Here is a 26,748-nt window from a genome sequence, read left to right on the forward strand (position 1 = left end):
CGCTTAAGCTGAATTATCGCTGATAAAGATCAATAGGTTCGATTGGCCTTCGCGTCAGTTCTATGGGCCCGGGAACGGATACGGCTGTTTCCAGCGCGCAAAAGTCGCTTTGAGCTCGCCGGTCTTGACCAGGGCGGCCAAACGCTGGTCATACACCGCCATCAACGCCCTGCCGCGCTCGGTATCGGCAAAGGCTATGTAGAGCGGCAACTCGGCGATATGCGTAAGTTTGAACAGCGCCGGGTCTTGCGCCTGGCTGAGTACATACTTGGCTTCAGTGAGGGCATCGATATAGAAATCGGCGCGACCGTATTGCAGCATTGGCAGGATACCGTCGCGCCGTTCGATCTGGTTGAAGCGGCGCACATTGGGCAGGTATTGCTCGTACTTGTAGCCACGCACCCAGGCCAGGCGGTAGTCGCCCAGCGTCGCCTGTGTCGGCGTAGGCGCAGTGGCGAGCCCAAGGGCGTATACGTGGTCGGCGTCGAAGTTCCAGCGGGGGTACAACACCCCGCTGACTTCATTGCGATAGGTGCCGACGCATCCATCCACCTCGCCACGCTGGGCCAGGCCGACCGAGCGGGTGTAGGGCTCGCTGCGGGTCTGCAGGGTGATGCCTACCGGCTCGAAGATCTGGCGCACCACGTCCCAGGCCAGGCCGCTGCCATCTTTATTGGTGTAGTCGTTCCACTCTTCGCCGGCCAGCATGACCTTGCCGGGCACCGACGCCTCATCCGCCTGAAGTACAGAGGTAAAGGCACACAGAGCGATCAGCAGCCAGCAGCGCACGACCATAGTGACGGCTTCCTACGTGGTAATCATCAGATAAAGGGTAGCGCAGGACGCTGGCTACGGCGTCTCGCGAAAATGCTGATAGCCGCGCACGGCCGGTGTAATGTCCTGACCATGGGCATCGAGCAGGGTCACGCCCTGCCCCGCTTCGACCCGACCGATCACGTGAATCGGCCAGCCGCCCGCTCGCAAAGGTGCCAACGCGGATATCGGCAAGGTAAATGCCAGCACGTAGTCATCGCCCCCGCTCAACGCCGCGACGCGGGCCTGATCCTCGCCGACAAATGTCAGCAAGGCGGTAGATAACGGCAACCTGTGACGTTCGATCACCAGGCTGACCGCCGAAGCCTTGGCGATATGCCCACAATCGGCCAGCAGCCCGTCGGAGATATCCATGGCCGCGCTCGCCTTGCCCCGCAACGTCAGCCCCAGGGCCAACTGCGGTTGCGGCGACCAGTAATGTGCCAGCAGCGGCTCGGCAACTGCCGCATCCGCCGTGCGTTGGCCCAAGACCAATGGCAAAGCACCAGCGGCATCGCCCAGTTCGCCGCCCACACACAGCAGGTCACCCGGCTGCGCACCACTGCGCGTCAACGCCTGCCCGGCCGGTACGCGGCCAAATACGGTCAGGGTCAGGCTCAGTGGCCCTCGGGTGGTATCGCCGCCCACCAAGCCCACGCCGCAACGTTGCGCCATGGCGTTCAGGCCTTGGGCATAGCGTTGCAGCCAATCGGCATCCACGGTCGGCGTGGTCAGGGCAAGTGTAAACGCGAGGGGGTCGGCGCCCATGGCGGCCAGGTCGCTCACCGCCACGGCCAGCGAGCGCTGGCCGAGCAGGTACGGGTCACAGGGGTCGGCAAAATGCACGCCGGCCACCAGCGTATCGGTAGAGACCGCCAGTTGCTCTCCGGCGGGCAGCGCCAGCAAGGCACAGTCGTCGCCGATCCCCAGGGCAATGCCATCGCCGCCTTGCGCACAAGGCGCGGCGGCGAAGTACTTGCGGATCAGCTCGAACTCGCCCATGCGGGACTCAAGCGCAGACTAGCGCTTGTGTTCCTTTACTTCGGCTTCACGCAGGCGCGGGGCCAGCTTGTCGAGCACGCCGTTGACGAACTTGTGACCGTCGGTCGAACCGTAGACCTTCGCCAGTTCGATGCCTTCGTTGATCACCACGCGGTACGGTACGTCAACGCGCTTGAGCAGCTCCCAGGTGGACAGGCGCAGTACCGCCAGCTCAACCGGGTCCAGCTCTTCGAGGGTCAGGTCCAGGCATGGCGTCAGCGCAGCATCGATCTCGGTCATGTTGGCCGGAACACCGTGCAGGATGTCGTGGAAGTAGGTCTGGTCAGCAAAGGTGAAGTCGTTATCGACGCGAAATTGCGCTTCGATCTCGTTCAGCGAAGTGCCAGCCATATGACGCTGGTACAGCGCCTGGGTGGCGAGCTGACGGGCCGCACGGCGCTTTTCGCTTTTCGAAGGCTTGCCGGCATCGGCTGGACGCTCGTCACGCGGGTTGAAACGATCGCTTTCGTCGGAAATCACTTGGCCTCCAACTGCGACAGCAGGCTGACCATTTCCAGCGCGGACAAGGCAGCTTCAGCGCCCTTGTTACCGGCTTTGGTGCCGGAACGCTCGATGGCTTGCTCGATGGAATCAACGGTCAGTACGCCGAAAGCGACTGGCACGCCGAACTCCATGGACACCTGGGACAGGCCCTTGGTGCATTCGCCGGCTACGTATTCGAAGTGCGGGGTGCCGCCACGAATGACCGCGCCCAGGGCGATGATCGCCGCGTATTCACCCTGCTGAGCAACTTTTTGCGCAACCAGTGGAATTTCGAAGGCGCCAGGGGCGCGGATAAGGGTGATATCGCTCTCGCTCACACCGTGGCGAACCAGGGCGTCAACCGCACCGCTTACCAGGCTTTCAACCACGAAGCTGTTGAAGCGGCCAACCACCAGGGCATAGCGGCCTTTGGGGGCGATGAAGGTACCTTCGATGGTCTTCAGGGTCATTCGACAAATCTCTTAAAGAGCCGGGACGCGAAAAGTGCGTCCCTCAGTGATGATTTAACCGCGAACAAGGGGCAAAAATCGCCGGCCTTTATTCGGAGGGCACGTATTCTACAACTTCCAGGTCGAATCCGGATATCGCATTAAATTTCATCGGTGCGCTCATCAGGCGCATTTTGCGCACGCCCAGGTCGCGCAGGATCTGCGAACCGGCACCGACGATGCTGTAGGTGGTCGGTTTTTTCACCGGCACGGCGTCGGCGGTTTCGCGGATGTGCGCCAGCAATACGTCGCCGTCCAGCGGGTGACCGAGCAACAGCACCACACCGCTGCCAGCCTCGGAAACCGCGGCCATGGCGGCGCGCAGGCTCCAGCGGCCGGGTTGCTTGACCATCAACAGGTCGCGCAGAGGGTCCATGTTGTGCACCCGCACCAGGGTCGGCTCTTCGGCGCAAATGTTGCCCAGGGTCAGGGCCATATGCACGTCGCCTTCCACTGAATCACGGTAGGTCACCAAATTGAATTGGCCCAGTTCGCTGTCCAGCGGCTGCTCGGCAATCCGCTGAACGGTACGTTCGTGGATCATGCGGTAGTGGATCAGGTCGGCAATGGTGCCGATCTTGAGGTTGTGTTCGGCGGCAAAGGCTTCCAGTTCGGTGCGACGGGCCATGGTGCCGTCGTCGTTCATCACTTCGCAGATCACCCCACTCGGCTCGAAACCGGCCATGCGCGCCAGATCGCAGGCGGCTTCGGTGTGACCGGCGCGAGCCAGGGTGCCACCCGGTTGAGCCATCAGCGGGAAAATGTGACCGGGGCTGACGATGTCTTCGGCCTTGGCATCTTTGGCGGCGGCGGCTTGCACGGTACGCGCGCGGTCAGCGGCGGAGATACCGGTGGTGACGCCAGTGGTGGCTTCAATCGATACCGTGAACTTGGTGCCAAAACCCGACCCATTGCGCGGCGCCATCAACGGCAGCTTGAGCAACTCGCAGCGTTCGCGGCTCATGGGCATGCAGATCAGACCACGGGCGTGCTTGGCCATGAAGTTGATGTGCTCAGGCTTGCACGCCTCGGCAGCCATGATGATGTCGCCTTCGTTCTCGCGATCTTCGTCATCCATAAGGATGACCATCTTGCCTTGGCGGATGTCTTCAACCAGTTCTTCGATGCTATTGAGCGCCACGCGGCACCCCCTTGGTCAGGATTTCAGGTAGCCGTTAGCGGCCAGAAAACTTTCGGTGATGTTGCCTGATGCAGGCTCTGCGGCCTTTTCGCCCAGCAACAGGCGCTCCAGGTAACGGGCAAGCAAGTCCACTTCCAGGTTCACCCGGCGCCCAGGCTGGTAGGAGGCCATGATGGTTTCGCTGAGGGTGTGGGGAATGATGGTCAGTTCAAATTCGGCGCCATTGACGGCGTTCACGGTCAGGCTGGTGCCATCAACGGTGATCGAACCCTTGTGGGCAATGTACTTGGCCAGCTCTTTGGGCGCACGGATGCGGAATTCCACGGCGCGTGCGTTTTCACTGCGGGCCACCACTTCGCCGACACCGTCGACATGGCCGCTGACCAGGTGACCGCCCAGGCGCGTGGTCGGCGTCAGGGCTTTTTCCAGGTTGACCGGGCTGCCGGCCTTGAGGTCGTTCATCGCGGTGCAGTCCAGGGTTTCCCGGCTGACGTCGGCGGCAAAGCCGTTGCCCGGCAGCTCAATAACGGTCAGGCACACGCCGCTGACGGCGATACTGTCACCCAGCTTGACGTCGCCGAGGTCCAGCTTGCCGGTTTCAACCAGCAGGCGCACGTCGCCGCCTTTGGGGGTCATTGCACGGATGCTGCCGATGGATTCGATAATGCCGGTGAACATTTCGCTCTCCTGAAAACGAGGGGCTGACGCTTAAGCGCAGGCCGGGAATTATACGCTCGCTGTCGGGACGGGAATGGCAGTGACTCGCCAGTCGTCGCCTACAGCGCGCATGTCAGTGATCTTGAGTTGGGGCGCGTCGACCAGCTTCTCAAGCGGCCAGTCCAGCAACGGCCGGGCAGCGGAGCCGAGGAACTTGCCGGCGATGAATATGACGTACTCATCCACCAGGCCCTGCTGGGCAAACGCGCCCGCCAGGCTCGGGCCCGCTTCCACCAGCACGTCGTTGACGCCACGGGCGGCCAATGCCACCAGCGCCGAGCGCAGGTCGACCTGGCCCTCCACGCCCGGTACCACCAGGCACTCTGGGCCACGGGGAAACTGGTTCTCCGGGGCCACGCAGGTGATGACCAGTGCCGGGCCTGCCTTGAAGAAGGGTGCATTGAGCGGCACGCGCAAGCGGCCGTCGATCAACACGCGCAGCGGCGGGCGCGACATGGCCAGGGCGGTGGTTTGTTCATCCAGGCCCAACTCAGCGGCGCGCACAGTCAAGCGGGCGCCGTCGGCCAGCACCGTATCGGCACCGGTCAACACCACACTCGCCTCGGCACGCAGACGTTGGACGGCGGCGCGGGCAGCGGGGCCGGTGATCCATTGGCTTTCGCCGCTGGCCATCGCCGTGCGGCCGTCCAGGCTCATGGCCAGCTTGACCCGCACGAACGGCAAACCGTGCTCCATGCGCTTGAGGAACCCCGGGTTAAGCGCCCGCGCCTCAGCTTCCAGGACACCACTGCGCACCTCGATACCCGCCTGGGCCAGACGCTGCATGCCACGCCCGGCCACTTCCGGGTTCGGGTCCTGCATACCTGCCACCACCCGCGCCACACCGGCGCTCACCAGTGCATCGGCGCACGGCGGCGTACGGCCATGGTGGCTGCACGGCTCCAGCGTCACGTACACCGTCGCGCCGCGGGCCTTTTCACCGGCGGCGCGCAGGGCATTCGGCTCGGCATGGGGCTCGCCGGTGCGCTCATGCCAGCCTTCGCCGACAATCTGCCCGTCACGCACGATCACACAGCCCACCCGTGGGTTGGGGTGGGTGGTGTACAGGCCCTTGCGCGCCAATTCGAGGGCACGCGCCATGTAATGGGCGTCGAGGACTGCCTGTTCAGACTTCATTGTTTGGAGGGCTCACGGGCCAGGCGGTCGATTTCTTCGCGGAACTCATTGAGGTCCTGGAAGCGTCGATACACCGAGGCAAAACGGATATAGGCGACTTCGTCGAGCTTTTGCAGTTCGCCCATCACCAGCTCGCCGACCACGAGGCTCTTGACCTCGCGCTCGCCGGTCGCCCGCAGCTTGTGCTTGATATGCACCAGCGCCGCTTCCAGGCGCTCGACACTCACCGGGCGTTTTTCCAGGGCGCGCTGCATACCGGCACGCAGTTTTTCTTCGTCGAAAGGCTGGCGGCTGCCGTCGGACTTGATCAGACGGGGCAATACCAGTTCGGCGGTTTCGAAGGTGGTGAAACGTTCACCACAGGCCAGGCATTCGCGCCGGCGACGCACTTGATCGCCCTCGGCGACCAGACGCGAGTCAATGACCTTGGTGTCGTTGGCACCGCAGAAGGGACAGTGCATGGTTGGCAGGCAACAAAAAATGGGAGGGCCATGGTAGCGCATCCCCGTCGCAAGACAAGCCATAGCCTTTACGGTATATAGGCAGGCTTATATGTTTGATATTTTTTAAGCCACGGATTTTGTCCTTTCTGGAGCCGTACATGCAGTTACGACCACTCGTTCTACTCACGCTGTTCAGTTTTCTGGTCGCCTGCAGCAGCGAAGCCCCCAAACCGGCCGCGCCTCAACCGACACCGGCACAAGAGAAAAAAGTCCCGGGTATTGAAGACCTCGGCCCCCTGCCCGCCTATCAACGGGAAATCAGCGGCAGCCTGACCAACGTGCCCGCCGGCGCCGAAGTCGAGATGGCGCTGCTGGTGATCGACGACCGTTCGCGCCCGCAGCAACTGCTCGCCAGCAGCGTGCTGAGCGGCAATGGCAAGCCCCTGGCCTTCCGCCTGCGCTTCAACCCTGAAGCCTTCCCGGCCGGTGCACGCGTTGAATTGCGTGGCCGCGCCAGCCAGTCCGGCCAGTTGATCCTGCACCTGCCCGCCGTGCGCGTCACCCAGGCGATCACCCAGAGCACCGGCCCCCTGCAACTCGTCAAGGCGCCATGACGCCACCGCTGCACCTGCAGCGCGCCTTGAGCGAGCTGATCGGCGACGCGCAATTGGTGCCCTGCCCGCTACCGGGCACCGAATTATCGCTATGGCTGCTCGATGCCGACAATATGGACCGCGCCTTCAGCCAGGAAGAAACCCGGCGCATCCTGCATGAGCCGCCCTATTGGAGCTTTTGCTGGGCCAGCGGCCTGGCGTTGGCGCGCTACCTGGCGGCGCATCCCGAGTGGGTCGCCGGTAAACGCGTGCTGGATTTCGGCGCAGGTTCGGGCGTAGCCGGGATCGCCGCCGTAAAGGCGGGTGCCCTGGAAGTAGTGGCGTGTGACCTGGACCCGCTGGCCCTGGCGTCTTGCCGCGCCAACGCCGAACTCAATGCGGTGGAGCTGGGCTATTGCGCCGACTTCTTCGCCGAAGCCGACCGTTTTGACTTGATCCTGGTGGCCGACGTGCTTTACGACCGCGCCAACCTGCCGCTGCTGGATCAATTCCTCACCCGTGGCCGCGAAGCGCTGGTGGCCGATTCGCGGGTGCGGGACTTCCAACACCCGCGTTATCAACGGCTGGAGGTTCTGGACGCGTTGACCCTGCCGGACCTGGCCGAGCCTTGGGAGTTTCGCAAGGTGAGTCTGTACCATTCGCGGCGCCAGCCCTTATAGTTGCCCCCATTCCCGCTTTATTCGAGACGCCCCATGAGTGAGCCCACGCCGTACATCTTCGACGTCACCACCGCCAACTTCGACCAGGCGGTGATTCAGAATTCTTTTGAAAAACCTGTGCTGGTGGACTTCTGGGCCGAATGGTGTGCGCCATGCAAGGCGCTGATGCCGATGCTGGCGCAGATTGCCGAGAGCTATCGCGGCGAGTTGCTGTTGGCCAAGGTCGATTGCGAGGCCGAACAGGACATCGTCGCGCGTTTCGGCATTCAAAGCCTGCCGACGGTGGTGTTGTTCAAGGATGGCCAGCCGGTGGACGGCTTTGCCGGTGCGCAGCCGGAGTCGGCAGTACGGGCGATGCTGGAGCCACATGTGCAGATGCCACCACCGGCTGCGGCGGATCCGCTGGAACAGGCCCAGGCGCTGTTCAGCGAAGGACGCATCAGTGAAGCTGAAGGGCTGCTGGTGGCGCTGTTGGGCGAAGACAACACTAACGCCCCCGCGTTGATCCTGTACGCACGCTGCCTGGCCGAACGCGGCGAATTGGGCGAAGCCCAGGCCGTGCTTGACGCAGTCAAAAGCGACGAGCACAAGGCCGCCCTGGCCGGGGCCAAGGCGCAGATCACCTTCCTGCGCCAGGCCGCAGACTTGCCGGACACCGCCGATCTGAAGAGCCGTCTGGCACAGAACCCGCAGGACGACGAGGCGGCCTATCAGTTGGCGATCCAGCAACTGGCGCGCCAGCAGTACGATGCGGCACTGGAAGGTTTGCTCAAGTTGTTTACCCGCAACCGCAGCTACAGCGAAGGCTTGCCGCACAAGACGTTGCTGCAGGTGTTCGAATTGCTGGGCAATGAGCACCCGCTGGTCACGGTGTACCGCCGCAAATTGTTTGCCGCGTTGTACTAATCACCGATCCAACGGTACAGCGGCGTATCCCCGCCGCTGCTCACCTTGACTTTAGCGCTATGGCGCAGGCGCACCAACAGGCGCTTGCCCGCGCCTGCATCGCCTGCCAACCCTTCCAGTTGATCGAGCAATTCCAGACCATTGAGCTGCCCGGCCTTGCGCAGCACATCCTGGGCGCTCTGCCATAGGTCGTCGTTCTGTTTGACCGGCGCCGCGGCTGGCGCACTGGGCGTTGGGGCGGCCTGAAGCTGTGCGCCCAAGCGCGCCCAATCGCCGTCGTCCAGTTCCAGGGTCAAGTCCACCGGCAGGTCGCCGATGGTTCCACGAATTCGCAACATCGCTGTACTCCTGCATTTTTCTGACCGTCATGCTCCCATGCAGCTTGCGCAACACCAAGCAGGCGGTCAAACTCTCGGCTCTATTGTTATAAGATCACATAACAAAACTTTCATCCTGGAGCCCTCCCATGCGCCGTTTGCTGCTTGCTTTGCCGTTCGCCCTGCTGCCACTGGCTGTTGCCCACGCTCACGAAGAGCATGACCACGAGCACGGCAGCCTCGGCGCCCATGAACACGGGGTCGGCCGTCTCAATGCCGTGCTGGATGGCAAGGCCCTTGAGCTTGAACTGGACAGCCCGGCGATGAACCTGGTGGGTTTCGAGCATGTAGCGACCAGCGCCGCCGATAAAGCCAAGGTCGCCGATGTACGCAAACAGCTGGAGAACCCATTTGCCCTGTTCAACCTGCCCAAGGCTGCAGGGTGTGTGGTCAGCAGCCAGGAACTCAATAGCCCGCTGTTCGGTGACAAACCAGAAGCCGACCATGACGACGATGACCACGCCACCGACGGCAAAGGCGCCGCCGCCCACGAGCACCATCACGACCACAGCGAAATCCACGCCCACTACCAATTCACCTGTGCCACGCCGACGGCCTTGGGCAACCTGGACTTGAGCCAAGTGTTCAAGACCTTCCCCGCCACCAAGAAAATTCAGGTACAACTGATCGGCCCGAGCGGTCAGCAAGGTGTTGACGCGACGGCCACCGCCGCCACCCTGAAGTTCTGACTTGAAAGCACAGTCCATGTGGGAGCTGGCTTGCCTGCGATACTGGCGACGCGGTGCAGCAGGCACACCGTAGCGATGCCATCGCAGGCAAGCCAGCTCCCACAGTGGATCGGCGCCATTTTCGACTACCAGGCGACACTGACTTCCCATGACTCAAGCGTTAATCGAACTGTCCGACCTGGGCTTCAACTGGCCCGGTCACCCGCAGTTGCTGGACATCCCCGCGTTCCGCCTGGAACCCGGGGAAACCCTGTTCCTCAAGGGCCCGAGCGGCAGTGGCAAGACCACACTGCTGGGGCTGCTGGGGGGCGTGCAGAAACCCAGCCAGGGCAGCATCCGCCTGCTGGGGCAGGAGTTGACCGAACTCTCGGCCGGCGCCCGTGATCGTTTCCGTGTAGACCACACCGGCTACATCTTCCAGCAGTTCAACCTGCTGCCGTTTCTATCGGTGCGCGAAAACGTCGAGTTGCCTTGCCACTTTTCCAGGCTGCGCGCGCAGCGGGCCAAGCAGCGCCATGGCAGTGTCGACCAGGCAGCCGCGACCCTGCTCGCGCACCTGGGCTTAAAGGATAAGGACTTGCTGGAGCGCCGCGCCGACTCGCTGTCTATCGGCCAGCAACAACGGGTGGCCGCTGCCCGTGCGTTGATTGGCCAACCGGAACTGGTGATCGCCGACGAGCCCACCTCGGCCCTGGACTATGACGCCCGCGAAGCGTTCATCCAGTTGCTGTTCGCTGAATGCCGTGAAGCTGGCGCCAGCCTGTTGTTTGTCAGCCATGACCAGAGCCTGGCGTCACTGTTCGACCGTAACCTGTCACTGGCCGAACTCAATCGCGCCGCCACGCCCGCAGAGGTTTGAGATGTATCTGTTTCGTCTAGCCATGGCCAGCCTGGCTAACCGCCGCTTTACTGCGATCCTCACTGCCTTCGCCATCGCGCTTTCCGTGTGCTTGTTGCTGGCGGTGGAGCGCGTGCGTGTCGAGGCGCGCAACAGTTTTGCCAGCACCATCAGCGGCACCGACCTGATCGTCGGGGCACGTTCGGGCTCGGTCAACCTGCTGCTGTATTCGGTGTTTCGCATCGGCAACGCCACCAACAACATCCGCTGGGACAGCTTTGAGCATTTCGCCGCCAGCCCCCAGGTGAAATGGGCCATTCCGATTTCCCTCGGCGACTCCCATCGCGGTTACCGCGTGATGGGCACCAACGAATCCTACTTCGAGCATTACCAGTACGGGCGCAAGCAAAACCTCGAACTGGCCAGCGGCCGCGCCTTCGCTACCGACCCGTTTGAAGTGGTGCTCGGCGCCGAAGTCGCCGACGCCCTGCATTACAAACTCGGCGACAAGCTGGTGCTGGCCCACGGTGTAGCGGTGGTCAGCCTGGTCAAGCACGACGACAAACCCTTCACCGTGGTTGGCATCCTCAAGCGTACCGGTACGCCGGTAGATCGCACATTGCACATCAGTCTCGGCGGCATGGAGGCAATCCATGTCGATTGGCACAACGGTGTGCCGGCCCAGGGCAAAGGCCGCGTCAGCGCCGACCAGGCGCGCAATATGGACCTGACGCCGCAAGCCATCACCGCGTTCATGCTCGGCCTGAACAACAAGATTTCCACCTTCGCCCTGCAACGAGATATCAATGAATTCCGTGGCGAGCCGATGCTGGCGATCCTGCCGGGCGTGGCGTTGCAAGAACTGTGGAGCATGATGGGCACCGCCGAGAAAGCCTTGTTCGTGATTTCGCTGTTCGTGGTGCTGACCGGGTTGATCGGTATGCTCACGGCGATCCTCACCAGCCTCAACGAGCGCCGCCGCGAGATGGCGATCCTGCGTTCGGTGGGCGCACGCCCCTGGCATATCGCGAGCCTGCTGATCTTCGAAGCCTTCGCCCTGGCCTTGTCCGGTGTGGTAGCAGGTGTGGGCCTGCTGTATGTCTGCATCGCCGCCTCCCGGGGTTACTTGCAGGCCAACTACGGGCTGGACCTGCCGATGTCCTGGCCGAGCGAATATGAATGGACTCTGCTGGCGGGTATCCTCGCCGCAGCGCTGTTGATGGGCAGCGTGCCCGCGTGGCGCGCCTATCGACAATCTTTGGCCGATGGCCTGTCCATCCGTTTATGAGGAAGGCTTCGATGCGTCGTGCCCTGTTTGCCCTGTTGCTGCTGACGGCCTTGCCCGTGTGGGCGGATGAACAGCCCAAGGACCTGTCCTGGCAGGAAATGATCCCGCCGGATGCGCCACCGGAAGTGCCTAATATGAAGCCGCTGCACGATCTGTCGAACATGGCCGATGCCTTGTCCGTCGAGGCGGCGCCGGCGGCCAAGCAGGATTTGCCCAACGCGCCGGTGGTGCAGAGCCTCGACGGCCAGCACATCCGCCTGCCGGGGTATATCGTGCCGCTGGAAGTCAGCGAAGAAGGCCGCACCACCGAGTTTCTGCTGGTGCCGTATTTCGGCGCGTGCATCCACGTGCCGCCACCGCCGTCGAACCAGATCGTGCATGTGAAAAGTGAAGTCGGGGTGAAACTCGATGAGTTGTATCAGCCGTACTGGATCGAAGGCGCGATGCAGGTCAAGCCGTCGTCGAGTGAACTGGCCGACGCCGGTTACCAGATGGATGCCCAGAAGATTTACATGTACGAGCTGCAGGAGTAGCGCTGATCACCCTTTCATTGAGCTGAGTCAAAAGACCGAACGGAACGATCTTTACCATTGGACGTACAACTTTTAAACGTCCTTTGGAGCTCCCATGAACAAGTCTCTGCTCGGCGCGTCCCTCTTCGCGCTCGCCCTCGTCGCCCCGGTCGCACACGCTCACCAGGCGGGCGATATTCTGGTGCGTGCCGGTGCAATCACCGTCAACCCGGAGGCCGACAGCGGCAAAGTCAAGGTTGACCAGGGCCCGCTGGCCGGCACCAACCTGGGCGGCAAGGCGACCATGAGCAGCGATACCCAACTGGGCTTGAACTTCGCCTACATGATCACCGACCACGTCGGTATCGAATTGCTGGCCGCTACACCGTTCGAGCATGACGTGAAACTCAAGAACACCGCACTGGGCGCCGCCAACGGCAAGCTCGGCTCGCTCAAGCACCTGCCGCCGACCCTGAGCGTCGTGTACTACCCGCTGGACAACAAGTCGGCATTCCAGCCGTACGTGGGCGCCGGTATCAACTACACCTGGATCTACGACGAACACGTCGGCGGTCGCGCTCAACAAGCCGGCTTCAGCAACTTCAAGGCCGAAAACTCCTGGGGCTGGGCCGCACAGATCGGCGCCGACTACATGATCAACGACAACTGGATGATCAACGCCCAGGCGCGCTACATCGACATCAGCACCAAGGCGACTGTGGATAACAATGCGCTGGGCCAGGGCACTCGGGCCAAGGTCAATGTGGACGTGGATCCGATGGTTTACATGGTGGGTATTGGCTACAAGTTCTAAGCAACACTGCATAACCCATGTGGGAGGGGGCTTGCTCCCGATAGCAGAGTGTCAGTCAACAGATTCATGGACTGACCCATCGCTATCGGGAGCAAGTCGAATCGTCGCACCGCCCCTCCCACATTTGGTTTTGTAGCGTGTCAGCTGTGGCGGTAGAACCGGTCCAGCAACGCCGGAAGTCCCGCCCGCCATGCCCTGGGCTTGATGCCGAAGGTATGCAGGATTTTCTTGCACGCCAGCACCGCGTGCTGCGGTTCATCCGCCGCATCCGGCCGAGCCGCGTGGGCCTGGGCAGTGGGGGATTCAATGGCCAACGCGTGGAAGTTGCGCGCTTCGGTCAGAATCGCCTGGCCCAGCGCCAACGGTGTGGTCGCCTCATGCCCGGCGTAATGATAGGTGCCCCACAGCGGAGCCGCGCAATCAAGCTGCTTGAGCACCGAGATAATCACCCGTGCGGCGTCGTCTACCGGCGTCGGGTTGCCACGACGGTCGTCGGCCATCAGTAGTTCATCAGGTTTTTCGGCCCGGGCCAGGAACCGCCCGAGCGTGCCGTCGACACTGTCATCGAGCAACCAGCCAAATCGCAGCAGCACATGTTGCGGGCAAGTGGCGCGCACGCTCTGCTCGATACGCCACAACGCCTGGCCGCGCAGGCCCAGGGGCACCGGCTCGTCTTTTTCGCTGTAGGCGGTGGCGCGGGAGCCATCGAACACCCGGTAGCTGGACGGTTGCAGCAGCGTGATGCTGTGGTGCTGGCACAATTCAGCCAGGCGTTCGATGGCGAACTCCTGGGCGGCCAGACGGGTTTCGCTCACGGTTTCGGCCTGGAACCAGTCGAAATAGTAGGCGAGGTTGATCAATGCATCGGGACGGGTGTCGTCGAGCAATTGGGTAAGGCTCGCGGCATCCCAGCCGTCTTGGGGCGGTTTGGGGGCGAGGAAACCGATGTCTTCCTCTGCACCGAGGCGAATCAGCGCCTGCCCGAGGGCATTCCCGCCGCCCAGTAACATAAGGCGCATTCGCATAGATTGAGCAGGCCCGGTCTGTTTGGAACGATGGTTATTATCGACAGGCGTGTGCGCCTTGCCGCAGGTAGTTGCCAGAATCGTTGCATTTTGCGGGTTTGTAGCGCAACCGTCACGGATAAAGTACGTGTTTGCAACTTGTTGGAGCAGGTGGCATCAATCACTTCATGAACCTTCCCGAATCAACGGCCAGCGCACTGGATGGTTTTCACCCCGCCGTCAGTGCCTGGTTTTGCAGCACCTTCCCCTCGGTGACCGGCGCCCAGGCCCAGGCGTGGCCGCTGATCCGCCAGCGGCGGTCAACGCTGATCGCCGCGCCCACCGGCTCGGGCAAGACCTTGACGGCCTTTTTGGCGGTACTCGACGATTTGGTCCACCAAGGCCTGGCCAACGGCGGGCAACTGCCGGACGAGACCCTGGTGGTGTATGTGTCACCGCTCAAGGCGCTGTCCAACGACATCCAGATCAACCTGCAAAACCCGCTGGCCGGCATTACCGAGCAGCTTCAAAGCCTGGGCCTGCCGCCGCTGGTGATCCGCACCGCCGTGCGCACCGGCGACACCCCGCAAAAAGACCGCGCACAGATGCGCAAGCGCGCGCCGCATATCCTGGTGACCACGCCCGAATCTCTGTATGTGCTGCTGGGTTCGGATTCCGGCCGACACATGCTCGCCAGCACGCGTACGGTGATCGTCGATGAGATCCATGCCATCGCCGCCGGCAAGCGCGGCAGCCACCTGGCCTTGAGCCTGGAGCGCCTGCAAGCGCTGTGCGCCGAGCCATTGACCCGTATCGGCCTGTCAGCCACGCAAAAACCCATCGACGCGGTCTCGCGGTTTTTAGTCGGCACCGACCGTGAGTGTGCCATCGTCGACATCGGCCATGCGCGCCCACGGGACCTGGATATCGAAGTGCCGCCAGTGCCGCTCTCGGCGGTGATGGCCAACGATGTGTGGGCCCTGGTCTACGACCGCCTCGCGCAATTGGCCCGCGAACACCGCACCACGCTGATTTTCGTCAACACCCGGCGCCTGGCCGAACGCCTGGCCCGGCATCTGAGCGAGCGGCTGGGCAAGACCGCCGTGGCCGCCCACCATGGCAGCCTGGCCAAGGAACTGCGCCTGGACGCCGAGCAACGGCTCAAGGCCGGCGAACTGCAAGTGCTGATCGCCACCGCGTCCCTGGAGCTGGGCATCGATATTGGCGAGGTGGATCTGGTCTGCCAGATCGGCTCACCCGGCTCGATCAATGGCTTTTTGCAACGCGTCGGCCGCTCCGGGCACCAGGTCGGCGGTACGCCCAAAGGGCGCCTGTTTGCCACCACCCGTGACGACTTGATCGAATGCGCCGCGTTGCTCGACTGCGTACGCCGTGGCGAGCTGGATACCTTGCATATTCCAGTGGCGCCGCTGGACGTGCTGGCCCAGCAGATCATTGCCGAAGTCAGCGCCCGTGAATGGCCGGAACAGGCGCTGCTGGCGCTTGTTCGCCGCGCTGCGCCTTACGCCGAGCTGGATGAGCGCCACTACCAGGCCCTGTTGCAGATGCTCAGCGAGGGCTACAACGGCCGCCAGGGTATCCGCAGCGCCTACCTGCACCGTGACGCCGTGACCCACACCCTGCGCGGCCGCCGCGGTGCCAGGCTCACCGCCGTCACCAGCGGTGGCACCATCCCGGACAACGCCGACTACAGCGTGTTGCTGGAGCCTCAGAGCCTGAACATCGGCAGCGTCAACGAAGACTTCGCGGTGGAAAGCATCGCCGGCGACATCTTCCAACTCGGCAATACCTCTTACCGCATCCTGCGGGTCGAAGCGGGCAAGGTGCGTGTCGAGGATGCCCATGGCCAACCGCCGACCATCCCGTTCTGGCTGGGCGAAGCACCCGGGCGCAGCAACGAGTTGTCGGTGGCCGTGGCGCGCTTGCAAGGGCAAATCGACAGCTTGCTGGGTGCCACGCCCGGCGACCTGCAACCGGCCCTCGACTGGCTAACCGGCACCCTGGGCCTGCATCGCGCCAGCGCCGAACAACTGCTGGATTACCTGGCCCGGTCGCGCCAGGCCCTGAGCGCCCTGCCCTCCCGGGACACGTTGATCATGGAGCGGTTTTTCGACGCGTCCGGCGGCACCCAGTTGATCATCCAAACGCCGTTTGGCAGCCGCATCAACCGCGCCTGGGGCCTGGCGTTGCGCAAGCGCTTCTGCCGCACCTTCAACTTCGAGCTGCAAGCGGCGGCCAGCGAAAACGCCATCGTGCTGTCGCTGTCTACCAGCCACAGTTTTGCCTTGGATGAGGTGTGGCGTTACCTCAACAGCAACAGTGCTGAACACCTCCTGATCCAGGCCGTGCTGGATGCGCCGCTGTTCGGCGTGCGCTGGCGCTGGAATGCCGGCGTGGCCCTGGCGTTGCCGCGCTACACCGGTGGGCGCAAGGTGGCGCCGCAGATCCAGCGCATGAAGAGCGAAGACCTGATCGCCAGCGTCTTTCCAGACCAGATCGCCTGCCTGGAAAACCTCGCCGGCGAGCGCGAAATCCCCCATCACCCACTGGTGGAACAAACCCTCGACGATTGCTTGCATGAAGCCATGGACAGTGGAGCCTGGCTGGCACTGCTGCGGCGCATGGAGCGCGGTGAAGTCCGATTGATCAGCCGCGACCTGCCCGCCCCTTCGCCCATGGCTGCGGAAATTCTCAGCGCCAAGCCCTACACCTTTCTCGACGACGCCCCGCTGGAAGAGCGCCGCACCCAGGCCGTGCTCAACCGACGCTGGAGCGACCCGCAGAGCACCGACGACCTGGGCGCACTGGATGCCGAGGCCATCGCCGGCGTTCGCGAAGAAGCCTGGCCCGCGCCCAACGGCGTGGATGAAATGCATGAAGCGCTGATGAGCCTGGCGTGCATCGCAGCCCCTGAAGTTGCGCCGCAATGGGCCGCATGGCTGCACGCCTTGGCCAAGGCCGGGCGAGCCTGTCAGTTGCACAACGGCATGTGGGTCGCCGTGGAGCGCTTGAGTTGCTTGCAAGCGCTCTACCCTAACGATTTGCCACTGCTGCCCGGGTTCGACGAGCCCTGGGAATTTGACGAAGCACTGTTAGAAGTACTGCGTGCGCGCCTCAGTGGTTTTGGCCCGTTGAACCTGGTCGAAATCGCTGCCCCCCTGGCGCTGCCCGTGGCGGCAATCACTCAGGCCCTGTCGCGCCTGGAGCAGGAAGGCTACGTGCTGCGCGGGCACTTCAGCCCCGGTGCCACGCAGGAACAATGGTGCGAACGTCACTTGCTGGCGCGCATTCATCGCTACACGGTCAAGCGCCTGCGCCGGGAAATCGAGCCGGTGGCGTTGCAGGATTTCATGCGTTTTCTGTTCGATTGGCAGCACCTGTCCGACAGCACCCGTGGCCAGGGCAGCGCCGTATTGCCGCAGATAGTCAGCCAACTCGAGGGCTACGCCGCCGCCACGTCGGCCTGGGACACTGACCTGCTCAGCGCGCGCATCAAGGATTATTCATCGACCTGGCTCGATGACCTGTGCCGCAGCGGCAAGCTGGTATGGACGCGCTTAAGCAACAAGGCCGGCGCCATGGCGTTGCGCAGCACCCCGGTGGTTTTGCTCCCCCGTAGCCAGGTAGCGTTGTGGAGCGGGCTGACCGAGCCCACCGACAGCACCACGCTGTCGCCCAAGGCGCAGAAAGTCCACTCGGCCCTGCGCGAACACGGCGCCTTGTTTTTTGATGAACTGGTGCACGAGGCCCACCTGCTGCGCAGCGAGCTGGAGACAGCCTTGCAGGAACTGGTAGGCGCCGGCCTGGTGAATGCCGACAGCTTCGCCGGGCTGCGCGCCCTAACCACGCCTGCCAGCAAACGCCAGGCTCGCAGCAGTCGACGTGGGCGCGGGGCGTTTGTCGGCGGCATGGATGATGCCGGTCGCTGGGCCTTGGTCCGCCGTTCAGCCAGCGCTGCTGGCCCACATTCGACCGAGACCCTGGAGCATGTGGCGATGACCCTGCTGCGCCGTTACGGCGTGGTGTTCTGGCGCTTGCTGGAGCGCGAGGCGGATTGGTTACCGAGTTGGCGTGAATTGCTGCGCACCTTCCATCGGCTGGAGGCACGCGGGGAGATTCGTGGCGGGCGGTTTGTCAGTGGGTTGGCGGGCGAACAGTTTGCGTTGCCGGAGGCGATACCCTTGCTGCGCGAGGTGCGGCGGCGGGCACATGACGGGAGCTTGATCGCGGTGTGCGGGGCGGATCCATTGAACCTTGTGGGCACGCTGCTACCGGGGGCCAAAGTGCCGGCGGTGAGCGGTAATCGGATTGTATATCGCGATGGGCTGCCGGCGGCGGTGATGGTCGCCGGCAAGCAGCAGGTGTTGCTGGAGATGGATCAGCAGGCAGTGCAGGAGAAGTTGATCAGGCGCTGACCTTTAGGCCCTCATCGGGAGCAAGCCCCCTCCCACATTTTGATGTGTGAACACATTCAAATGTGGGAGGGGGCTTGCTCCCGATAGGGCCGGAACAGCCACTCTCATCATTGCGGCCTGGCTTGCTCGGCCTCTGGCTCATCCTCCTGCGCCACACGCTTGGGCAACAACACCTGCTGTGGATAAGTCTGCGCAAAATGCACCTCGTCACAGTTATCCACAAGCTTTTTCAAGCGCTGATTGAACGCTCGACTCACCGCATATTGCCCACCCGATACCGTGCGGAATTGCGCCGTGAGCACCACGCCATTGAGGTCCATCTTGTCCACGCCGAACACTTCCAGTGGCCCTTGCAGGTTGTACTTGAGGAACACGTCGTCACGAATCGACTGGCCTGCTTCACGGATCAGCTCCACGGCCTTGTCCACGTCGGTGTCGTAGGTGAACTGCACCGAGAAGAACGCATAGGCGAATTGGCGCGACTGGTTGGTGACCGCCTTGATCTGCCCGAACGGTACCGAATGCACAAAGCCCTTGCCGTCGCGCAGGCGAAGGGTGCGGATGGTCAAGCCCTCGACGGTACCGGCGTGGCCGGAATCGAGCACCACCCAGTCGCCGATGGAGAGCGTGTCTTCGATGATGATAAACAGGCCGGTGATCACGTCCTGCACCAACTGCTGGGAGCCAAAACCAATCGCCAGGCCGACCACCCCCGCACCCGCGAGTAACGGCGCGACGTTGATACCCAGATTGGCCATGGTGGTGATCGCACAGATAACCACCAGAATGATTTTCACCGCATTACGCAGCAGCGGCAGGATGGTTTTGACCCGCGTACTGGGCTGGCGGCTGGAGCGTTTGTTCACCGGGGGCTTGAGCGCTTCCTGAATCGCCGTATCGAGCACCACCCAGAACAGCCACGTCATCAGCAGGATCAGGCCGATACTGCTGAGCGAATCGCTGATCGCCCGGCCCACTGAGTTGCGTTGGGCGAACTCGAACAGCGACACGCCCCAGATACGCCCCAGTATCTCGATAAAAGCGATGGCCATCACAATGCGCAATATCGCGTGCAACAGGCTGAGAAAGCGCTCCTTGTAGGCACTGCTGCGCTGTATCGCCACTTGGCTGCGCGACTTGAACAAGTGTTGCAGCACCGTGCTGAGAAATACCGTGCCGATCAGCAGGATGGTGGTCAACAAGGCGCAGCGCAGGGCCTTTTGATTATCGTCGCCGGCACCGATCAAGTTGATCGCCGAGACCAGTACCATCAACAGGATCGGCCAATACCACAGCCCGGAAAATATCCGCAGCGATTGCTGCAACGCCGGATGCTTAAGGCGCTGCGCCAACGGCCGGTTACGAATCAAATGCGCCACCGGGCGACGTAGGCGAACCACCAGCACACCGAAGATCACTGTCGCGAACAGCCCGGTAAACACCGCAACACTGCTGGTGATGTTGCCGCCCAGCTGCCGGGCGATCTGCGGGCTGGTGAGCGCGTCGCTGAGGGCGGCAAGGAAGCCGATCAGGAACAGCGGTTTGGGGCAATAGTCGCGAATGATCTGCACCGCCGGGCGCTTGTGGCCGACATTGAACATGACGATCACGCACAGCAGCATGGAGGTGGAAAAGATGCCGCTACTGGTGGCGTAGGCAAAACACAGCGCCAGTGCCCGTCCTACGGAAGAGGCGAGAAAATGGCTGACATACAGCGTCAATGGCAGGCAGATAACCGCAGGGATGGTGTAAGGCACCACATACCCCAGCACGCCCAGCAAGCGTGCCCGCCGGCGAAAAAAGGCGCGCAGGCTCAAGCGCCGCACGATAAAGCGCCCCAGTAACGTCAGCAGCGCAAAAGCACCCACCCAAACGGCGGATAACAGCAGGAAATCCCCGGCCACACTCCACGGCGAGCGTGCGGCGGTCTGGTCGACCAGCCGCCCGACTTCATTCGCGGCCCGGTCGGCCCGCAGGCGCCACTCGTCGATAAAGTTCTGGTTCAGATCGAGCTTCTGCTGCACATCATCAATGCTGGAACTGATGGCCCCGAGCAGGCCGCCCTCCACCAGCAACTCGGGCTTGGCCGCCGCGTCGGACTCAGGCGCGGTGGCAGCAGCTTGCAATGCGCCGCTGCCGCAGAACAGCAGCGCCCCTAGCAGTAATGCAGTCTTTAAATTCAGCAAAACAGCGGGCTCCTTCAGAAGGGTCTGTAAGGAACTGACGGGTTTGAGCCTTGATCGTTCCCTGTGTTTGCGGGCATGTGATTCAAATTGCGGGAGGGGGCTTGCTCCCGATAGCAGGCTGTCAGTCAGCAACTTCATGACTGATGCACCGCTATCGGGGGCAAGTCCCCTCCCACATTTCGCACCCCGTACCGTCTGTAGGAACGTGGAAACTTTCAGCCAAATATCGCAGTCATCCCATAACGCACCCCACCTCCCCAGGAGCAACCATGGCGGCGATTCATATCGGCATTTCCGGCTGGCGCTACACGCCCTGGCGCGGGGACTTCTACCCCGACGGGCTGACCCAGAAACGCGAGTTGCAGTTTGCGTCACGCGCCGTGAGCAGCATTGAAATCAACGGTTCTTTCTATGCGCTGCAAACCCCCAAGCGCTATGCGCAGTGGTACGCCGATACGCCTGAGGGATTCATGTTCAGCGTCAAGGCGCCACGCTATGTCACGCATATCCTGCGCTTGCGCGAGGTGCACAAGCCCATGGCCAATTTCTTCGCCTCCGGGGTGCTTGAACTGAAAGAAAAACTCGGCCCCATCCTTTGGCAGTTCCCGCCCAGCTTCAAATTCGACGCCGCGCTGTTCGAAGCCTTCCTGGCCGATTTACCCACCAACACCCAACAGGCCGCCGCCCTCGCCCGCCAGCACGAGCCGCGTCTGAACGGCAAGGCAAGCATGAAAGCCTATGGCAAAAAACCCTTGCGCCATGCGGTGGAAATTCGCCACAAGAGCTTTGCGGTACCGGAGTTTGTGCAGCTGCTGGACAAGTACGGTGTTGCCCTTGTCGTGGCTGACACCGCCGGCAAGTGGCCCTATATCGAAGACGTCACCGCCAACTTCATGTACCTGCGATTACACGGCGACAAGCAGCTCTACGCCAGCGGCTATACCGATGAGGCGCTCGAACGCTGGGGCGACCGTATCGAGCGCTGGGCCCACGGCAAACAACCGGCGGATGCGCACCTTGTCGCCCCGCAACGCAAACCCCGCGTGCGCAAACAGCGTGACGTGTTCTGCTTTTTCGACAATGACATCAAGGTGCGCGCGCCTTTCGATGCGCGCCAGTTGTTGCAGCGCTTCGGGCTGGACAAGCACCTGCTCACGGCACCCGGGCAGTTGCCGGAACCGGGAGTGTTGCCATGACTCACCCCGAGCTGATCCCCGTGCCCCCCACCACCGCCATCACGCGTTTTACCGTGCTAACGGTGAATATCCATAAAGGCTTCACCGCCCTGAATCGACGCTTCATCCTGCCCGAACTGCGCGAAGCGGTGCGCAGCGTCGGTGCCGATATGGTGTTCCTGCAAGAGATCCACGGCACCCACGAGCGCCATCCCCAGCGCTATAGCGACTGGCCGAAGATGCCGCAGTACGAATTTCTCGCCGACAGCATCTGGCCGCAGTTTGCCTATGGTCGCAATGCGGTCTACCCCCATGGCGACCATGGCAACGCGCTGCTGTCAAAATTCCAGATCATTCGTTACGACAACCTCGACATCTCCCAAAGCGGCCATGAGAACCGCGGCCTGCTGCATTGCGTACTGCGCCTGCCGGGCGGCGAACGCGAGGTGCATGCCATCTGCATCCACCTGGGCTTGCGCGAGGTACATCGCCAACAGCAACTGCGCTTGCTTGAGCAGCGTATTGGCCAGATCCCGGCGGATGCGCCCCTGGTGGTCGCCGGCGATTTCAATGACTGGCGGCAAAAGGCCGACCTGAGTCAAAGCGGCCTGCAGGAGGTGTTCATCCACGCCCACGGCAAGCCTGCGCGTACGTTCCCGGCACGCCTGCCGTTACTGCCGCTGGATCGCATCTATGTGCGCAACCTGACCATCCACAACCCGCGCGTGCTCACCACGCGGCCGTGGTCGCACCTGTCAGACCATGTGCCCCTGTCGGTGGAGATTGAGTTATGAGCATTGCGGTAGAACATATCGCCACCGACCAGCCGCCGGATGACAGCAAGGCCCGCGACCTGGACTACGGCTGGCAGAGCGGCAATCGTGTGCAATTGCTGGAAAATGGCGAGGCCTATTTTCCCGCGGTGTTCGAGGCCATGCGCGACGCCCAGCGGGAAATCCTGCTGGAGACCTTCATCCTCTTTGAAGACAAGGTCGGTCATGAGCTGCAAGGCATTCTCATCGAAGCGGCGCAACGCGGGGTCAAGGTGGTGGTCAGCCTTGACGGTTTCGGCTGCGGCGAGCTGAGCCCGGCCTTTCTGCGCGAACTGGCCGAAGCCGGCGTGATCGTGCAGATGTTTGACCCGGCATCCAAAACCCTCGGCATTCGCACCAACTGGTTTCGTCGCCTGCACCGCAAGATCGTGGTGGTGGACGCTAGCGTGGCGTTTATCGGCGGGATCAATTTTTCCGCTGATCACCTGGGGGACTTCGGCCCCGAAGCCAAGCAGGATTACGCGGTACAGATCATCGGCCCGGCAGTGGCCGACTTGCACCATTTCGCCCTCGCCCAAAGTGGCCGCCAGGTGCGCGCCCGTAGAGGTTGGCGCCGACGCCAGCAACGGCCTTCGCCATGGGCAGACGAGCACGGCGACGGGATGGTGCGCCTGATTTATCGCGACAATATCCAGCATCGCGACGACATCGAAGAAGCCTATATCCACGCCTTGAGCCAGGCCCGGCAGCGGGTGGTAATTGCCAATGCCTATTTCTTCCCCGGCTATCGCTTGCTGCGCGAGATTCGTAACGCAGCGCGCCGGGGCGTGCAGGTGCAGTTGATCATGCAAGGCCAGCCCGACGTGCTGCTGGCCAAGCTGGCGGCGCGCATGCTCTACGACTATCTGCTCAAGGATGGCGTGGTGATTCACGAGTACTGCCAACGCCCGTTGCACGGCAAAGTGGCGCTGGTGGACGACGAATGGAGCACCGTTGGCTCAAGCAATCTCGACCCGCTGAGCCTGGCGCTGAACCTGGAAGCCAACGTGCTGATTCGTGACCGCGCCTTCAACCAGCAGCTGTACCAGAGCCTGGAAGCCCTGGCACGAGACCATTGCCAGACCATGCCGGCCAAGCGCAAGCCGCGCCTGTGGTTGTGGCGCCTGACCGTGGGGTTTCTGGTGTTCCATGTCATGCGCCACTTTCCCGCGCTGGCGAGTTGGTTGCCGGCACACAAGCCGCGTTTGAAACCCATTGAGAGTCCGGCCCATGACGTCTGAGAAAAACGGCTCACGGTTCCAGCGCTGGAAGAAGCCCCTGACCATTGCGTTCTTCCTGCTGCTGATCGTGCTCTTCACCCTGCTTGCCCGGCGCATCGACTGGAGCGAAGTGCTGCAGACGTTGAGCGACTTCAAAGTCAGCACATTGCTGATCGCCGGCGCCCTGACGCTGTGCAGTTTTATCGTGTACGCCTGCTTCGATCTGATCGGCCGGACCTACATTCGCCAGCCCCTGCGCTGGAAGCAGATCCTGCCGGTGGGCATTATCAGTTATGCGTTCAACCTCAATCTGAGCGCCTGGGTCGGCGGCATCGCCATGCGTTACCGGCTGTATTCGCGATTGGGGGTAAGCACCAGCAATATCGCCAAGATCCTCGGCCTGAGCCTGGCCACCAATTGGTTCGGCTATATGGCCTTGGCCGGGGTAGTGTTCAGCAGCGGGCTGGTCACCTTGCCACCGGGTTGGAAGCTCAGCACCGGCGCTCTGCAAGGTGTGGGCGTGTTGCTGGTGATCGCGAGCCTGGGTTACCTGGCGGCGTGCCGGTTTTCGAAAAAACGTGCGTGGTCGATCCGCGGCATCGAGATCAATTTGCCGTCGCTGCGCATGGCCTGCCTGCAACTGGCCCTGGGCGCCTTGAACTGGTCACTCATGGCAGCGGTTATTTTTACCTTGCTGCCCGCCAAACTCGATTACCCGCTGGTATTGGGCGTGTTGCTGATCAGCGCGATTGCCGGTGTGGTCACCCATATACCCGCCGGGCTTGGGGTGTTGGAGGCAGTGTTTATCGGGTTGTTGCAGCATGAGGCGTCGCGCGGGAGTCTGCTGGCCGGGTTGATCGCGTATCGGGCAATCTACTTTATTTGCCCATTGCTGATTGCGTTGGTGATGTACCTGGGGGTGGAGGCCAAGGCCAAGGCGTTGCGGGTGAAGAAGACACCCGCTTAACGTCTATCGGGATTGGATAATGCTCAACCGCTCACCCACTACCATTTCGGTAATCCAGTCCACCAGGATCGAGGTATAGGCCTGTTGCGACACCGGGTCGCTCAAGGCATGGTCCGCGCCGTCGATGATGCGGTGGGTCAGGGAGTGAGTCTGCTGGCACGCCGCGCGATAACTCATGATGGTGGCATGGGGCACATGGTCGTCGGTTTCCGATTCCACAATCAGCACATCACCGGTAAATTGCGCGCAGGCGTGCAGGGCACGGTTGGTTTCGGCACGTACCAACGTGCCGCGGTAATCCATCAGGTCGGCTTTATCCAGCTCACGCTTGGGCTTGAGCCATTCCTGGTCGCGGTACAGCGCGGGCACCCGCAGCGCCAGCCAACGCACGGGGCGCAACGAAGTGAGAATTGCCGCCAGGTATCCGCCATAGCTGGTGCCCACCACCGCCACTGCCGAGGTGTCGATGGCCGGGTGGGACAGCAGCCGGTCGTAGGCGGCCAGCAGGTCGCGCAGATTGTCTTCGCGGGTGACGCGCGATAAGGGAATGCCGGTGCCGGCGTGCCCCCGCAGGTCGAAGGTCAGGCATACACAACCCAGCCCCGCGATGCCTTTGGCGCGTTCCAGGTCGCGCTCCTGGCTGCCGCCCCAACCGTGCACAAACAATACGCCGGGCACTTTGGACTTTGGGCTGAGGAATGTCCCACTCATCTGTTCATCATCTACATCGATACTGATGCTCTCGCTTCTAGCCGTCATAAGATTGAACCGTCACATACTTGAGAAGAAAGTCGCTGTCTTCGGCCGGGCCTCGGTACACCTCAATGGCATCCGCCGGCAGCGCTTGATCCACGTAGGTTTCCACCGAGGACACGCGGATGGCCTTGAGGCTCGGGTTGTTGATGAAACTCTGCAGCGCCGCGACTTCCGCGCTGCTGGCCCCGCCCATGCGCCAGGACTGTTCGAGCACGCCGCTACGGCGCTGGCCGTTACTGTCCAGGCCCTGGGCGATGTCGTAATTGCGCCGCGAGGCGTAGAACCCCGGGTAGGCTTCGTCGGCAGCATTATCGAAAACCCGGGCGTGCTCGATGGCTTGCCGCACATCGTCAGGCAGGGCCAATTGCAGCAAGTCTTCATAGTAGCCGGGCACGACCAGCAGGTTGGATCCGCCGTAGACCTCCTCGCCCTGCCCGTCCCGGGTCAGGTATTGCTCGCCGCAATAGCTGAATACGTGCTCACCGATAAAGCTCTGGCCCACGCTGTGGGTAACCACGTCGTGCAGGTCTTGTTCCAGCACCACGCCGGCGCTGAACAACTTTGCGGCGTCAGGACGCGCCACTATCGCGTCGAACTCATCGAGACTGTGGATCACTTCCTGGCCCCGTCCAGCACAGGCGTGCACCGGTTTCATACGGATCGGGCCACTATAGAGCAAGCGCGCGGCGGCGGGCTTGGCGTCTTCCAGGGCGAACACACTCAAGCCATCCAACACAACGTCGCGTACGCGCTCGCAGAAGATCGGCGACCAACCTTCAGGTGCCTTTGCTTCAGGGCTCAACAGGCCGTGGCTGATCGCTTTGGTACAAATGAAATCGTGATCGACATAGCCCCCCCACAAATCTTCCGGCCCTCTGACGTCAAGCTTCAACGCCAGGGCGGGACCGACCAGAGTTTGCGTGGGTAGCAGGTACAGCTCGCGACCGGCGTGCATCTGGGGGTCGTAACTGCCACCAAACTTGAGCCCCAATATCTGCGCCAGCCAGCGGGCCAATGCGCGGTTGGTTTCAACCTCATGCAATGGCGCACCTTCGCGCGTCGAGTGTGCGACCACCAATTTGTTGCGATTTGTCGGGGTCATGCGTCCCCCTTGGCTATCCCGCCATGTGTGTGGTGGGAAAGTTGCAGGGATCAGGCCAACGCGGCTTTGTGAGGGATGTTTATCAAATCAATGAGTTGCACTAAAAGCG

The 26,748-nt window shown here is 62.4% G+C and carries 26 protein-coding genes; 13 read left to right on the forward strand and 13 right to left on the reverse strand.

The features are described 5' to 3' along the window. Positions 1 to 60: 60 nt before the first annotated feature. The 8 genes from LJX92_RS23650 to nrdR form a co-directional block, all read right to left on the reverse strand. The gene (locus LJX92_RS23650) at positions 61 to 795 is read right to left on the reverse strand and encodes a substrate-binding periplasmic protein (RefSeq protein ID WP_032879252.1); all 735 of its coding nucleotides are present in this window, start codon (positions 793 to 795) and stop codon (positions 61 to 63) included. Positions 796 to 849: 54 nt separating this feature from the next. Next, positions 850 to 1,815, reverse strand: coding sequence for a thiamine-phosphate kinase (gene thiL / locus LJX92_RS23655; RefSeq protein ID WP_078822442.1), 966 nt, complete (start codon positions 1,813 to 1,815; stop codon positions 850 to 852). Between the two features lie 18 nt (positions 1,816 to 1,833). After that, positions 1,834 to 2,334 (reverse strand): transcription antitermination factor NusB, encoded by a 501-nt coding sequence (nusB, locus tag LJX92_RS23660; RefSeq protein ID WP_228309026.1) that lies wholly within the window; start codon positions 2,332 to 2,334, stop codon positions 1,834 to 1,836. After that, on the reverse strand, positions 2,331 to 2,807 hold the full coding sequence (gene ribE / locus LJX92_RS23665) for a 6,7-dimethyl-8-ribityllumazine synthase (protein WP_078822443.1): 477 nt from the start codon (positions 2,805 to 2,807) through the stop codon (positions 2,331 to 2,333). The genes nusB and ribE overlap by 4 nt, the downstream gene beginning before the upstream one ends. A gap of 88 nt (positions 2,808 to 2,895) precedes the next feature. Further along, positions 2,896 to 3,987, reverse strand: coding sequence for a bifunctional 3,4-dihydroxy-2-butanone-4-phosphate synthase/GTP cyclohydrolase II (ribBA, locus tag LJX92_RS23670; protein ID WP_003194579.1), 1,092 nt, complete (start codon positions 3,985 to 3,987; stop codon positions 2,896 to 2,898). Between the two features lie 15 nt (positions 3,988 to 4,002). Next, a complete protein-coding gene (locus tag LJX92_RS23675) occupies positions 4,003 to 4,665 on the reverse strand; it encodes a riboflavin synthase (RefSeq protein WP_005791849.1) in 663 nt (220 codons plus the stop codon). Positions 4,666 to 4,713: 48 nt separating this feature from the next. Then, on the reverse strand, positions 4,714 to 5,841 hold the full coding sequence (gene ribD, locus LJX92_RS23680; protein ID WP_032879247.1) for a bifunctional diaminohydroxyphosphoribosylaminopyrimidine deaminase/5-amino-6-(5-phosphoribosylamino)uracil reductase RibD: 1,128 nt from the start codon (positions 5,839 to 5,841) through the stop codon (positions 4,714 to 4,716). Next, positions 5,838 to 6,302, reverse strand: a complete 465-nt coding sequence (gene nrdR / locus LJX92_RS23685; RefSeq protein ID WP_019818855.1) for a transcriptional regulator NrdR — start codon at positions 6,300 to 6,302, stop codon at positions 5,838 to 5,840. Before nrdR ends, ribD begins: the two co-directional genes overlap by 4 nt. 140 nt (positions 6,303 to 6,442) lie before the next feature. Here nrdR and LJX92_RS23690 point away from each other — a divergent pair, with 140 nt between their 5' ends. From LJX92_RS23690 to trxA, 3 genes are read left to right on the forward strand one after another with little or no spacing between them, the layout of a single operon-like run. Further along, positions 6,443 to 6,898 carry a YbaY family lipoprotein gene (locus tag LJX92_RS23690; RefSeq protein ID WP_005791855.1) on the forward strand — a complete coding sequence of 152 codons (456 nt, stop codon included), beginning with the start codon at positions 6,443 to 6,445 and terminating at the stop codon, positions 6,896 to 6,898. Continuing rightward, on the forward strand, positions 6,895 to 7,557 hold the full coding sequence (locus LJX92_RS23695) for a class I SAM-dependent methyltransferase (protein ID WP_032879244.1): 663 nt from the start codon (positions 6,895 to 6,897) through the stop codon (positions 7,555 to 7,557). Before LJX92_RS23690 ends, LJX92_RS23695 begins: the two co-directional genes overlap by 4 nt. A gap of 33 nt (positions 7,558 to 7,590) precedes the next feature. Next, a complete protein-coding gene (trxA, locus tag LJX92_RS23700) occupies positions 7,591 to 8,463 on the forward strand; it encodes a thioredoxin (RefSeq protein WP_032879242.1) in 873 nt (290 codons plus the stop codon). Here trxA and LJX92_RS23705 read toward each other — a convergent pair. Next, the gene (locus tag LJX92_RS23705; protein ID WP_228309027.1) at positions 8,460 to 8,801 is read right to left on the reverse strand and encodes a hypothetical protein; all 342 of its coding nucleotides are present in this window, start codon (positions 8,799 to 8,801) and stop codon (positions 8,460 to 8,462) included. The two genes, trxA and LJX92_RS23705, sit on opposite strands and share 4 nt — an antisense overlap. Positions 8,802 to 8,929: 128 nt before the next feature. Here LJX92_RS23705 and LJX92_RS23710 point away from each other — a divergent pair, with 128 nt between their 5' ends. The 5 genes from LJX92_RS23710 (at position 8,930) to LJX92_RS23730 (ending at position 12,981) form a co-directional block, all read left to right on the forward strand. Further along, on the forward strand, positions 8,930 to 9,529 hold the full coding sequence (locus tag LJX92_RS23710; RefSeq protein ID WP_228309028.1) for a DUF2796 domain-containing protein: 600 nt from the start codon (positions 8,930 to 8,932) through the stop codon (positions 9,527 to 9,529). Positions 9,530 to 9,677: 148 nt separating this feature from the next. Then, a complete protein-coding gene (locus LJX92_RS23715) occupies positions 9,678 to 10,388 on the forward strand; it encodes an ABC transporter ATP-binding protein (protein WP_194439352.1) in 711 nt (236 codons plus the stop codon). Position 10,389: 1 nt separating this feature from the next. Further along, positions 10,390 to 11,655: an ABC transporter permease gene (locus LJX92_RS23720; protein ID WP_228309029.1), complete on the forward strand. Its 1,266-nt coding sequence runs from the start codon at positions 10,390 to 10,392 to the stop codon at positions 11,653 to 11,655. A gap of 11 nt (positions 11,656 to 11,666) precedes the next feature. After that, positions 11,667 to 12,188 (forward strand): DUF3299 domain-containing protein, encoded by a 522-nt coding sequence (locus tag LJX92_RS23725; RefSeq protein ID WP_228309030.1) that lies wholly within the window; start codon positions 11,667 to 11,669, stop codon positions 12,186 to 12,188. A gap of 94 nt (positions 12,189 to 12,282) precedes the next feature. Further along, complete coding sequence (locus tag LJX92_RS23730) at positions 12,283 to 12,981, forward strand: OmpW/AlkL family protein (protein ID WP_005791869.1); 699 nt, start codon at positions 12,283 to 12,285, stop codon at positions 12,979 to 12,981. A 140-nt stretch (positions 12,982 to 13,121) separates the two neighbouring features. Here the strand turns inward: LJX92_RS23730 and LJX92_RS23735 are convergent, their stop codons facing one another. Beyond that, positions 13,122 to 14,006, reverse strand: coding sequence for a sugar nucleotide-binding protein (locus LJX92_RS23735; RefSeq protein WP_032879234.1), 885 nt, complete (start codon positions 14,004 to 14,006; stop codon positions 13,122 to 13,124). Positions 14,007 to 14,173: 167 nt separating this feature from the next. On the opposite strand from LJX92_RS23735, the gene LJX92_RS23740 reads away from it, so the two are divergent. After that, on the forward strand, positions 14,174 to 18,421 hold the full coding sequence (locus tag LJX92_RS23740) for a DEAD/DEAH box helicase (RefSeq protein ID WP_228309031.1): 4,248 nt from the start codon (positions 14,174 to 14,176) through the stop codon (positions 18,419 to 18,421). Positions 18,422 to 18,528: 107 nt separating this feature from the next. Here the strand turns inward: LJX92_RS23740 and LJX92_RS23745 are convergent, their stop codons facing one another. Next, the gene (locus tag LJX92_RS23745) at positions 18,529 to 20,607 is read right to left on the reverse strand and encodes a mechanosensitive ion channel family protein (protein ID WP_228309032.1); all 2,079 of its coding nucleotides are present in this window, start codon (positions 20,605 to 20,607) and stop codon (positions 18,529 to 18,531) included. 269 nt (positions 20,608 to 20,876) lie between these two features. Here LJX92_RS23745 and LJX92_RS23750 point away from each other — a divergent pair, with 269 nt between their 5' ends. From LJX92_RS23750 to LJX92_RS23765, 4 genes are read left to right on the forward strand one after another with little or no spacing between them, the layout of a single operon-like run. Beyond that, the gene (locus tag LJX92_RS23750) at positions 20,877 to 21,803 is read left to right on the forward strand and encodes a DUF72 domain-containing protein (protein ID WP_228309033.1); all 927 of its coding nucleotides are present in this window, start codon (positions 20,877 to 20,879) and stop codon (positions 21,801 to 21,803) included. Beyond that, the gene (locus LJX92_RS23755) at positions 21,800 to 22,576 is read left to right on the forward strand and encodes an endonuclease/exonuclease/phosphatase family protein (RefSeq protein ID WP_032879229.1); all 777 of its coding nucleotides are present in this window, start codon (positions 21,800 to 21,802) and stop codon (positions 22,574 to 22,576) included. Before LJX92_RS23750 ends, LJX92_RS23755 begins: the two co-directional genes overlap by 4 nt. Then, positions 22,573 to 23,835: a cardiolipin synthase ClsB gene (clsB, locus tag LJX92_RS23760; RefSeq protein ID WP_228309034.1), complete on the forward strand. Its 1,263-nt coding sequence runs from the start codon at positions 22,573 to 22,575 to the stop codon at positions 23,833 to 23,835. Before LJX92_RS23755 ends, clsB begins: the two co-directional genes overlap by 4 nt. Continuing rightward, entirely contained in the window at positions 23,825 to 24,781 is a 957-nt protein-coding gene (locus LJX92_RS23765; protein ID WP_005791882.1) for a lysylphosphatidylglycerol synthase domain-containing protein, read from the forward strand. The genes clsB and LJX92_RS23765 overlap by 11 nt, the downstream gene beginning before the upstream one ends. Positions 24,782 to 24,784: 3 nt before the next feature. Here LJX92_RS23765 and LJX92_RS23770 read toward each other — a convergent pair whose 3' ends face one another. Then, entirely contained in the window at positions 24,785 to 25,540 is a 756-nt protein-coding gene (locus LJX92_RS23770; protein ID WP_032879226.1) for an alpha/beta hydrolase family protein, read from the reverse strand. After that, positions 25,530 to 26,639 (reverse strand): DUF3182 family protein, encoded by a 1,110-nt coding sequence (locus LJX92_RS23775; RefSeq protein WP_228309035.1) that lies wholly within the window; start codon positions 26,637 to 26,639, stop codon positions 25,530 to 25,532. The genes LJX92_RS23770 and LJX92_RS23775 overlap by 11 nt, the downstream gene beginning before the upstream one ends. Between the last annotated feature and the right edge of the window lie 109 nt (positions 26,640 to 26,748).

The organism is Pseudomonas sp. HN8-3 (genome assembly GCF_020790195.1).
Classification (GTDB): domain Bacteria; phylum Pseudomonadota; class Gammaproteobacteria; order Pseudomonadales; family Pseudomonadaceae; genus Aquipseudomonas; species Aquipseudomonas synxantha_A.

What these genes read in the sequence shown, in the direction of transcription:
- LJX92_RS23720 (WP_228309029.1), top strand. Translation starts at nt 10,390, where the DNA reads ATGTATCTGTTTCGTCTAGCCATGGCCAGCCTGGCTAACCGCCGCTTT.
- ribD (WP_032879247.1), bottom strand. Translation starts at nt 5,841, where the DNA reads ATGAAGTCTGAACAGGCAGTCCTCGACGCCCATTACATGGCGCGTGCC.
- LJX92_RS23735 (WP_032879234.1), bottom strand. Translation starts at nt 14,006, where the DNA reads ATGCGAATGCGCCTTATGTTACTGGGCGGCGGGAATGCCCTCGGGCAG.
- LJX92_RS23755 (WP_032879229.1), top strand. Translation starts at nt 21,800, where the DNA reads ATGACTCACCCCGAGCTGATCCCCGTGCCCCCCACCACCGCCATCACG.
- clsB (WP_228309034.1), top strand. Translation starts at nt 22,573, where the DNA reads ATGAGCATTGCGGTAGAACATATCGCCACCGACCAGCCGCCGGATGAC.
- LJX92_RS23730 (WP_005791869.1), top strand. Translation starts at nt 12,283, where the DNA reads ATGAACAAGTCTCTGCTCGGCGCGTCCCTCTTCGCGCTCGCCCTCGTC.
- LJX92_RS23695 (WP_032879244.1), top strand. Translation starts at nt 6,895, where the DNA reads ATGACGCCACCGCTGCACCTGCAGCGCGCCTTGAGCGAGCTGATCGGC.
- LJX92_RS23750 (WP_228309033.1), top strand. Translation starts at nt 20,877, where the DNA reads ATGGCGGCGATTCATATCGGCATTTCCGGCTGGCGCTACACGCCCTGG.
- ribE (WP_078822443.1), bottom strand. Translation starts at nt 2,807, where the DNA reads ATGACCCTGAAGACCATCGAAGGTACCTTCATCGCCCCCAAAGGCCGC.
- LJX92_RS23770 (WP_032879226.1), bottom strand. Translation starts at nt 25,540, where the DNA reads ATGACGGCTAGAAGCGAGAGCATCAGTATCGATGTAGATGATGAACAG.
- LJX92_RS23675 (WP_005791849.1), bottom strand. Translation starts at nt 4,665, where the DNA reads ATGTTCACCGGCATTATCGAATCCATCGGCAGCATCCGTGCAATGACC.
- nrdR (WP_019818855.1), bottom strand. Translation starts at nt 6,302, where the DNA reads ATGCACTGTCCCTTCTGCGGTGCCAACGACACCAAGGTCATTGACTCG.
- LJX92_RS23650 (WP_032879252.1), bottom strand. Translation starts at nt 795, where the DNA reads ATGGTCGTGCGCTGCTGGCTGCTGATCGCTCTGTGTGCCTTTACCTCT.
- thiL (WP_078822442.1), bottom strand. Translation starts at nt 1,815, where the DNA reads ATGGGCGAGTTCGAGCTGATCCGCAAGTACTTCGCCGCCGCGCCTTGT.
- LJX92_RS23715 (WP_194439352.1), top strand. Translation starts at nt 9,678, where the DNA reads ATGACTCAAGCGTTAATCGAACTGTCCGACCTGGGCTTCAACTGGCCC.
- LJX92_RS23775 (WP_228309035.1), bottom strand. Translation starts at nt 26,639, where the DNA reads ATGACCCCGACAAATCGCAACAAATTGGTGGTCGCACACTCGACGCGC.
- LJX92_RS23710 (WP_228309028.1), top strand. Translation starts at nt 8,930, where the DNA reads ATGCGCCGTTTGCTGCTTGCTTTGCCGTTCGCCCTGCTGCCACTGGCT.
- trxA (WP_032879242.1), top strand. Translation starts at nt 7,591, where the DNA reads ATGAGTGAGCCCACGCCGTACATCTTCGACGTCACCACCGCCAACTTC.
- LJX92_RS23725 (WP_228309030.1), top strand. Translation starts at nt 11,667, where the DNA reads ATGCGTCGTGCCCTGTTTGCCCTGTTGCTGCTGACGGCCTTGCCCGTG.
- LJX92_RS23690 (WP_005791855.1), top strand. Translation starts at nt 6,443, where the DNA reads ATGCAGTTACGACCACTCGTTCTACTCACGCTGTTCAGTTTTCTGGTC.
- LJX92_RS23765 (WP_005791882.1), top strand. Translation starts at nt 23,825, where the DNA reads ATGACGTCTGAGAAAAACGGCTCACGGTTCCAGCGCTGGAAGAAGCCC.
- LJX92_RS23740 (WP_228309031.1), top strand. Translation starts at nt 14,174, where the DNA reads ATGAACCTTCCCGAATCAACGGCCAGCGCACTGGATGGTTTTCACCCC.
- LJX92_RS23705 (WP_228309027.1), bottom strand. Translation starts at nt 8,801, where the DNA reads ATGTTGCGAATTCGTGGAACCATCGGCGACCTGCCGGTGGACTTGACC.